Consider the following 6,974-nt stretch of genomic DNA (forward strand, 5'->3'; position numbering starts at 1 on the left):
GCACAATAGCCTATTTTGTAAACGCACTTATTTTGTGAAAGCTTCAACTTGTTGATTATATTGATAATTTATTTTAGTAGAGTAATAGCTTAGTTAATTACATTTTTTAACAAAGAATAATTTAAGATACTACTTTTTTCCTACTTTGGTACGGAGGCCAGCCCATTTCAAGTCCAGCTAATACATGTAGATGAATGTGGTATACAGTTTGTCCACCATCATTGTTGCAGTTCATTACAACGCGATAACCGTCTTCAGCAAATCCGTGCTCTTTCGCAAGCTTAGACGCTACCAAGTGTAAATGCCCAACTAAGTGTGCATTTTCTTCATTTACGTCGTTAATTGTTGCGATTGGCTGCTTTGGTATCACCAATACATGAAAAGGTGCTTGAGGATTAATATCCTTAAACGCAAGTGCCTTTTCGTCTTCGTACACAATATCTGCAGGTATTTCACGATTAATAATTTTTGTAAAAATCGTTTCTTGGGCCATTACTTTTATCCTTATATACGTTAGTTTAGCTGTTCAGCATAGCGTGGACTCAACAAGATACAAGGGAAATTACAACTGACGCTTGTTCATAATTGTAACTAAATTTGGCACAAATACCTTTCACTACCAAGGTAGCAATCAAATAAAGAGGAAATATGAAGAAAATTAGTATATTTGGAATATTTATAGCACTTTATAGTGGTTTTTCTGTTGCGGGGGAAGTTAATTTCCCAGACGAATTGCTGCCATTGCAAGTCAATGAACGTGAAATAGAGCACTCATTTTTTAACAAAGTCCGAACTTTAAACTTGCCAGCAGGTGTACATCGCATCAAAGTGAAGTATTCAGACTTATTTGAACTCGATTATGATGAGCATGAGGTCGTGGACTCAAAGCCATTTTGGGTGGAAGTAAGCATCACAGATGATGATTATCAGGTACGTTTCCAGCCAATCGATACAGTTGAGCAAGCGCGAGTTTTTGCCAAGTCACCAAAAATTTGGCTGCAGCCAGAAAAAGGTAGTAAAGTCGTAGCGAAGCAAGTGAAAGCACAGACTGTCGTAGCGCCCGTACCTGTCGTCCGCGAGTCAGCGCCTACCTCGGTAAAAACAGCCCCTAAAATACAAGAGAACGTGGATCAAGTCGCGCCCAGTGCTGGCAAGCCCGATGCCGTATCTATGTTGGAATTTTGGTGGCAACAAGCAACGCCTGAGCAACGTGCTGCGTTTTTAACCACCATTGATGCACAGCGCTAACGAACAAGCGTAAAAAAGCATGCGGAGATAAAGCATTGCCTTATCTCCGCCGTAACTTATTCAAATATAGCGTCAACAGTACCTTGCGCTAATGGGTGGTATCCCGGACGTGCTTTTTGATAAACACGATAGGCCCAATCACGTTTGTCAGTACTTGCCAGTGCTTTGTATAAAGGAACGATAAGTTTGCGTCGGCCAATGCCACTCAGGTGCGCATCCAGTGCAGGGTAAATAGCCTGATAGCCGTTGCCAACTGCCAACATGTACCATGCGAATGCTAATTCAGCATTCGTTGAATTGGTCAGATTAAATGCGCCGTCTAGTGCTGCCATCTTGTCCAAAGCCAGATCTCTTGGCAGGTTATTTAAAAAGTGTAGCCACTCATGCACTGTCCAGTTGCTGGTAGGTACTGTATTTAGAGACTTGCTACCACTGAGCCAAGCTTGCATATGGTTATCAACCTGATTGAAAGCATCAGAGGTTGGATTAGGCGCATCGGCTGGTAAGCCTGGTTGGTATATCCATTCTTTGGCTTTTTCTAATGAAACGATACCCGGATGCTTTTGCAATAAGTGCTTATCAAGGTATTTAACAAACTCTGCAGTGGTCAGCGACTTAAATGCATAGGCATCGAAATACCCTTTGACGAATACATCAAATTTTTCACGACCAAATTTCTCTTCTAAATAAATAAGGAATAATTGGCCCTTGATATAAGGTACTTTACTGAAGGCATCATCTGGATCGCGACCATTGAGCTTTAAGTTTAACCGTGTATCCGGGGCAGGAATGTTTTTGAGCTGGGCACGCAGGCCTGCAGCATCTAGCGCTTGCTCCATCACTGCGCGGTCACGACCAAACACCTCTTCCATGATGCGGTTTTCAACATAGGACGTAAAACCTTCATTGAGCCATAGATCTTCCCAAGTCGCGTTTGTCACTAGGTTCCCGGACCAAGAGTGCGCCAGTTCATGAGCAATCAAGTTAACAAGGCTTTTATCACCAGCAACGACGGTCGGCGTAATAAATGACAAGCGTGGGTTTTCCATACCACCAAAAGGAAAGCTCGGTGGCAACATTAGCAAATCGTAGCGGCCCCATGCATATTCACCGTACATGGCATTGGTTTTGTCTATCATGGCTTGTGTGTCATTAAACTCCGCCACAGAAGCATCGAGAATTTGCGGCTCTGCAAAAATAGCAGTTTGATGAGACATTTCTTTATATTCAAGGTTACCAGCACCGATGGCGATTAAATATGGTGGGATAGCCTGTGGCATATCGAACCAGTAGTCACCATCTTTGACAAACGCTTCGGAGTTGTCTGCGCTCATGACTGCGCGGACATCTTTGGGTGTTTGAATACGCGCTGTATAGGTGGTGCGCATCGCTGGGGTATCCTGTACTGGGATCCAGCTTCTGGCATGGATGGCTTGAGATTGACTGTACATGAAAGGGTGAGTTTTACTTGCAGTTTGCACTGGCGTTAACCACTGCAAGCCAGACGCTTGTGGCAAGCTGTTATAGTAAATTCTTGCTTTGCTTGCTTGGTGCTTGAATTGGATGGTGAGCTTGGCGCCTTTTACTCCACTGCGCGGTGCGAGCGTGAATTGTGCGGGTAGCCATTTTCCCTGTGGTGATTGATAGAGGATTTTATCTATTTCAAGATCGCGGGTATCCAGTACCAGTGTGCGAGCATGGCTGTTTTGCCATGCTAGAGTGTGCTCAACAAACCCTTCGAGTTGCTTGTCTTCAAAGTCGATATCAAGGTCTAGGTGTAAGTGTGTACTTACTACATCTTTTAAGTTTGCAAAAGTATGCTCATCGACGGCATCTGCCGCCAAAACAGTATGAGAGAGGCCTGCCAATGTGAGGCCGAATGTTAAGGCTGAGAGTTTCATTTTTATCCTTGCTCATGATTGAGTGTCCGCCTTGTTATACCACTTCACAGCGTAAATGGCACTTGGATGCGTTAGCGGCATCAATCAGGTAAACTAGGAAGAATAGTTGGTAGTTTATAGGTGCTTTCTGTGCACGCTTTGCAGTCCTTACATACGTTTGCTTTGCCTTCTCATTGCCAAAACTTGGTGGTGGTTGAGGCGCCAGAGCAGTTAAAAGAAATAGATTTTGAACCTCCTTTCTTTATTTTGGGAGAGGGGAGTAACTGCGTCTTCTTAGAAGATTTTCAAGGCAGCGTACTACAGATAGCAAATCGTGGTATCGAGATCACAGAAACCGAGCTGCATTATCATGTGCGTGTTGCCGCAGGTGAAAACTGGCATCAATTGGTGATCAAATTACTGAATATGGGCATAGGCGGGCTTGAAAATCTGGCATTAATACCCGGCACCGTCGGGGCTGCACCGGTGCAAAACATCGGCGCTTATGGTGTGGAGTTGGCTGATGTCTTTGACTCACTAATAGGCTTTGATATTGCGAAAGAGGATTTTGTGCAGCTTAATAAAGTTCAGTGCCAGTTTGGTTATCGTGACTCGGTCTTTAAAGGGCCATTGCAAGGCCAATTTGTGATCACAGAAGTCACGCTTAAACTCCCCAAGCAGTGGCAACCGATATTGGCATATGGACCACTGAAAGAATTGCAGGGGCAGTCTGTTAGCCCACAATTAGTGGCTGATCGAGTGATGCAAATAAGACGCAGTAAATTGCCTGATCCAACAGTGTGCGCCAATGCGGGTAGCTTTTTTAAAAACCCAGTTGTTGAAGCGCAATGGGTCGATACATTGCAAGAGCAGTATCCTGATATACCAATGTATCCGGTTTCAAAGAGTAAAGTGAAACTGGCCGCTGGGTGGTTGATTGAGCAAGCCGGTCTAAAAGGCCATCGTATTGGTGGTATCCGCGTGTATGACAAGCAAGCACTGGTACTGGTTAATGACCAACAGGGTGATGGCACTGATTTACTCGCCATGATTGAGCATATTCAGCAGTCGGTATGGGATAAGTTTACTGTTGCGTTAATGCCTGAAGTGCGTCTGATCGCAGCGCAAGGAGAATACTCTGCTGGGGGCATGCATGGTTAAAGCTCCTGTTGGAAATAAATTAGCAATATTAAGTGCGCTAAGCCGCGACCATTTTATTTCTGGTCAGGCATTGGGAGAGGAGTTGGGGATAAGCCGTGCTGCTGTTTCAAAGCATATAAAATCATTGCAAGATATGGGCATTGATATCTTTAAAGTCACTGGCAAAGGGTATCGCTTAAATCACAGCTTACCATTATTAGATCAACATAAAATCTTACCGGTTTGGCAGGCGCTGACCGATAAACCTTGTCATATAGAAGTGCAGCCTATCATTGACTCGACTAACAGTGAGCTGATGCGTCGCATTCAGTCTAAAGACGCGGCGTTAACATCAGGACAGGTGCTGGTGGCAGAAATGCAACAAGCTGGTCGAGGTCGACGCGGCAGGCAATGGCAATCTCCGTTTGGTGCCAATTTATATTACAGTTATTACTGGCATTTTGAGGACGGTATGCAGGCGGCTATGGGGGTGTCTGTGGCAGTCGGATTAGCTGTACATGATGCACTGAGTGCATTGTATGATTTGGATGTACAGCTTAAATGGCCGAATGATATTTATATTAATGAGCATAAGTTGGCTGGTGTGCTAGTCGAGCTAGATGGGCAAATGGAAGGGCCATGTCATCTGGTGATTGGTATTGGTTTAAACGTGGCCATGCCAACCAGCGCTGCTCAGCATATTGACCAAGCTTGGACTGATTTAAGTCAGCATGTATCCGAGATAGATAAAAATCAGCTGGCAGTAGTATTGACCCTATGTTTGCAAAAGCGCCTGCATATGTATCAAAAAAGTGGTTTAAGTGACATGGTCGCACAGTGGAATGCGTTGAATGCGTTTCGTGACCAAGTAGTCAGTTTGAGCACAGGGCAAAGGCAGTGGCGGGGGATCTGTGAGGGGATTGATCATCAAGGTGGGTTAATCTTGCGCCAAGATGGTGAACGTAAAACTTATTATGGTGGTGAAATTTCACTGCGTAAGGAGCCGTGATGCGTTTGCTCATCGATGTTGGTAATACCGCCGTGAAAGTCGCCACTGAGTTGCAAGGTGAGATTGTGCTCATTAATGAAGCGCAAGTGCCTTGGCACAAAATCGAAGAAGCCTTGATAGCGCAAGTCGGCAGTAACGAGGACTTAACGCCGATATTGCAACAAGCTCAGTCTCATCAAGTGCCTTATCTATTTGCTTCAGTCTCACCGACTTTAGGCGCACTAAAATGTGCGTATGCAGAGTTTCAAAACTTAGGCATAGACCGCTGGCTTACCGTGGTTGCCAGCTTTCATTTATTTCCCAACCAAGCTTGTGTGATTGTTGATTCAGGAACAGCGACTAAAGTCGATGTGCTGGATGCGTCGGGTCAGCACCAAGGGGGATGGATTTTGCCTGGATTAGATATGATGATCGACAGCTTGGTGGCCAATACACAAAAAGTATTCAGTGACACGCATACATTGTTCGATACAAAGCTGGGGACCAATACACCTAATGCGGTAAAAAATGCAGCGCTGAGTGCGACTGTTGCACTGGCCGAGCGTGCAGTGACGCAAATGGGTGAAAAAGTACAGCTCATTTATGCGGGTGGATATGGCGAACTTATTCAGCAACACCTTGATCCTAAAGGTATCTATTTTGACGATTTGGTCATGCAAGGACTGATTTATTGGCGTAAATATCAACAAAACGATTAAATAGTAGAGTTTTTGTTGTAAATATGAGCATTTAAACAAGAAATTGCGATTTTTTTTGATTTAACTGTTGCATAGTGTCAGCGGTTGCTCTAATATCTCGCCCCGTACTAAAGCAGTGCCGACTTAGCTCAGTTGGTAGAGCAACTGACTTGTAATCAGTAGGTCATCCGTTCGACTCGGATAGTCGGCACCATCTTTAAAAGATTTAGAACACGCTTTAGAAAAGAATTTTTATGTGGAGGGGTTCCCGAGCGGCCAAAGGGATCAGACTGTAAATCTGACGGCTCAGCCTTCGCTGGTTCGAATCCAGCTCCCTCCACCACTTTATTCTTGACGGTTCTGAGGTAGTTAAGAACAGGTTCCTAAAGCGGGCATCGTATAATGGCTATTACCTCAGCCTTCCAAGCTGATGATGCGGGTTCGATTCCCGCTGCCCGCTCCAGATTTCTGGTGTGCTGATATAGCTCAGTTGGTAGAGCGCACCCTTGGTAAGGGTGAGGTCGGCAGTTCAAATCTGCCTATCAGCACCAGTCTCCGGATCTTCCCAAATACTTCCTTTGATTTGTCACAAAAACATTTATAATTGTAAAGACTAAACATAGTCCCCGCGCGCGCGCGTGAATTATTTTTATATGTAATCTAGATACACAAAAACTTATAGGTTCCGTCATGGCAAAAGAAAAGTTTGAACGCGTAAAACCGCACGTAAACGTTGGTACAATTGGCCACGTTGACCACGGTAAAACAACTCTAACAGCAGCTATCACTAACGTACTTGCAAAAGTATACGGTGGTGAAGCACGTGACTTCGCTCAAATCGATAATGCTCCAGAAGAGCGTGAGCGTGGTATCACAATCGCAACTTCGCACGTAGAGTACGATACTCCAACTCGTCACTACGCACACGTTGACTGTCCTGGACACGCTGACTACGTTAAAAACATGATCACTGGTGCTGCTCAGATGGACGGCGCGATCCTAGTAGTTGCTGCAACTGAC

7 protein-coding genes and 4 tRNA genes are annotated in these 6,974 nt (G+C 44.8%); 9 read left to right on the plus strand and 2 right to left on the minus strand.

Going from position 1 to position 6,974, the window contains the following annotated elements; all coding sequences use genetic code 11:
- Positions 1 to 121: 121 nt before the first annotated feature.
- Positions 122 to 493, minus strand: coding sequence for a histidine triad nucleotide-binding protein (locus L1077_RS19685; protein WP_046354251.1), 372 nt, complete (start codon positions 491 to 493; stop codon positions 122 to 124).
- A 155-nt stretch (positions 494 to 648) separates the two neighbouring features.
- On the opposite strand from L1077_RS19685, the gene L1077_RS19690 reads away from it, so the two are divergent.
- On the plus strand, positions 649 to 1,248 hold the full coding sequence (locus L1077_RS19690; RefSeq protein ID WP_237138624.1) for a DUF2057 domain-containing protein: 600 nt from the start codon (positions 649 to 651) through the stop codon (positions 1,246 to 1,248).
- Positions 1,249 to 1,304: 56 nt separating this feature from the next.
- On the opposite strand, the gene L1077_RS19695 is transcribed toward L1077_RS19690, so the two are convergent.
- A complete protein-coding gene (locus L1077_RS19695) occupies positions 1,305 to 3,149 on the minus strand; it encodes a M1 family metallopeptidase (RefSeq protein ID WP_237138625.1) in 1,845 nt (614 codons plus the stop codon).
- Positions 3,150 to 3,278: 129 nt separating this feature from the next.
- Between L1077_RS19695 and murB the strand changes: the two genes are divergently transcribed.
- From murB to L1077_RS19735, 8 genes are all read left to right on the plus strand, one after another.
- Entirely contained in the window at positions 3,279 to 4,289 is a 1,011-nt protein-coding gene (gene murB / locus L1077_RS19700) for a UDP-N-acetylmuramate dehydrogenase (protein ID WP_237138626.1), read from the plus strand.
- On the plus strand, positions 4,282 to 5,277 hold the full coding sequence (birA, locus tag L1077_RS19705; RefSeq protein WP_237138627.1) for a bifunctional biotin--[acetyl-CoA-carboxylase] ligase/biotin operon repressor BirA: 996 nt from the start codon (positions 4,282 to 4,284) through the stop codon (positions 5,275 to 5,277). The genes murB and birA overlap by 8 nt, the downstream gene beginning before the upstream one ends.
- Positions 5,277 to 5,975: a type III pantothenate kinase gene (locus tag L1077_RS19710; RefSeq protein WP_237138628.1), complete on the plus strand. Its 699-nt coding sequence runs from the start codon at positions 5,277 to 5,279 to the stop codon at positions 5,973 to 5,975. The genes birA and L1077_RS19710 overlap by 1 nt, the downstream gene beginning before the upstream one ends.
- Before the next feature lie 117 nt (positions 5,976 to 6,092).
- Positions 6,093 to 6,168: transfer RNA gene (locus L1077_RS19715), tRNA-Thr, on the plus strand.
- A 44-nt stretch (positions 6,169 to 6,212) separates the two neighbouring features.
- A tRNA-Tyr gene (locus L1077_RS19720) sits at positions 6,213 to 6,297 on the plus strand.
- A gap of 45 nt (positions 6,298 to 6,342) precedes the next feature.
- A tRNA-Gly gene (locus tag L1077_RS19725) sits at positions 6,343 to 6,417 on the plus strand.
- A gap of 12 nt (positions 6,418 to 6,429) precedes the next feature.
- Positions 6,430 to 6,505: transfer RNA gene (locus tag L1077_RS19730), tRNA-Thr, on the plus strand.
- Positions 6,506 to 6,644: 139 nt separating this feature from the next.
- A partial coding sequence (locus L1077_RS19735; protein WP_237138629.1) for a GTP-binding protein occupies positions 6,645 to 6,974 on the plus strand: 330 nt, incomplete at its 3' end.

It is taken from the genome of Pseudoalteromonas luteoviolacea (assembly GCF_021654285.1).
Lineage (GTDB): Bacteria > Pseudomonadota > Gammaproteobacteria > Enterobacterales > Alteromonadaceae > Pseudoalteromonas > Pseudoalteromonas luteoviolacea_J.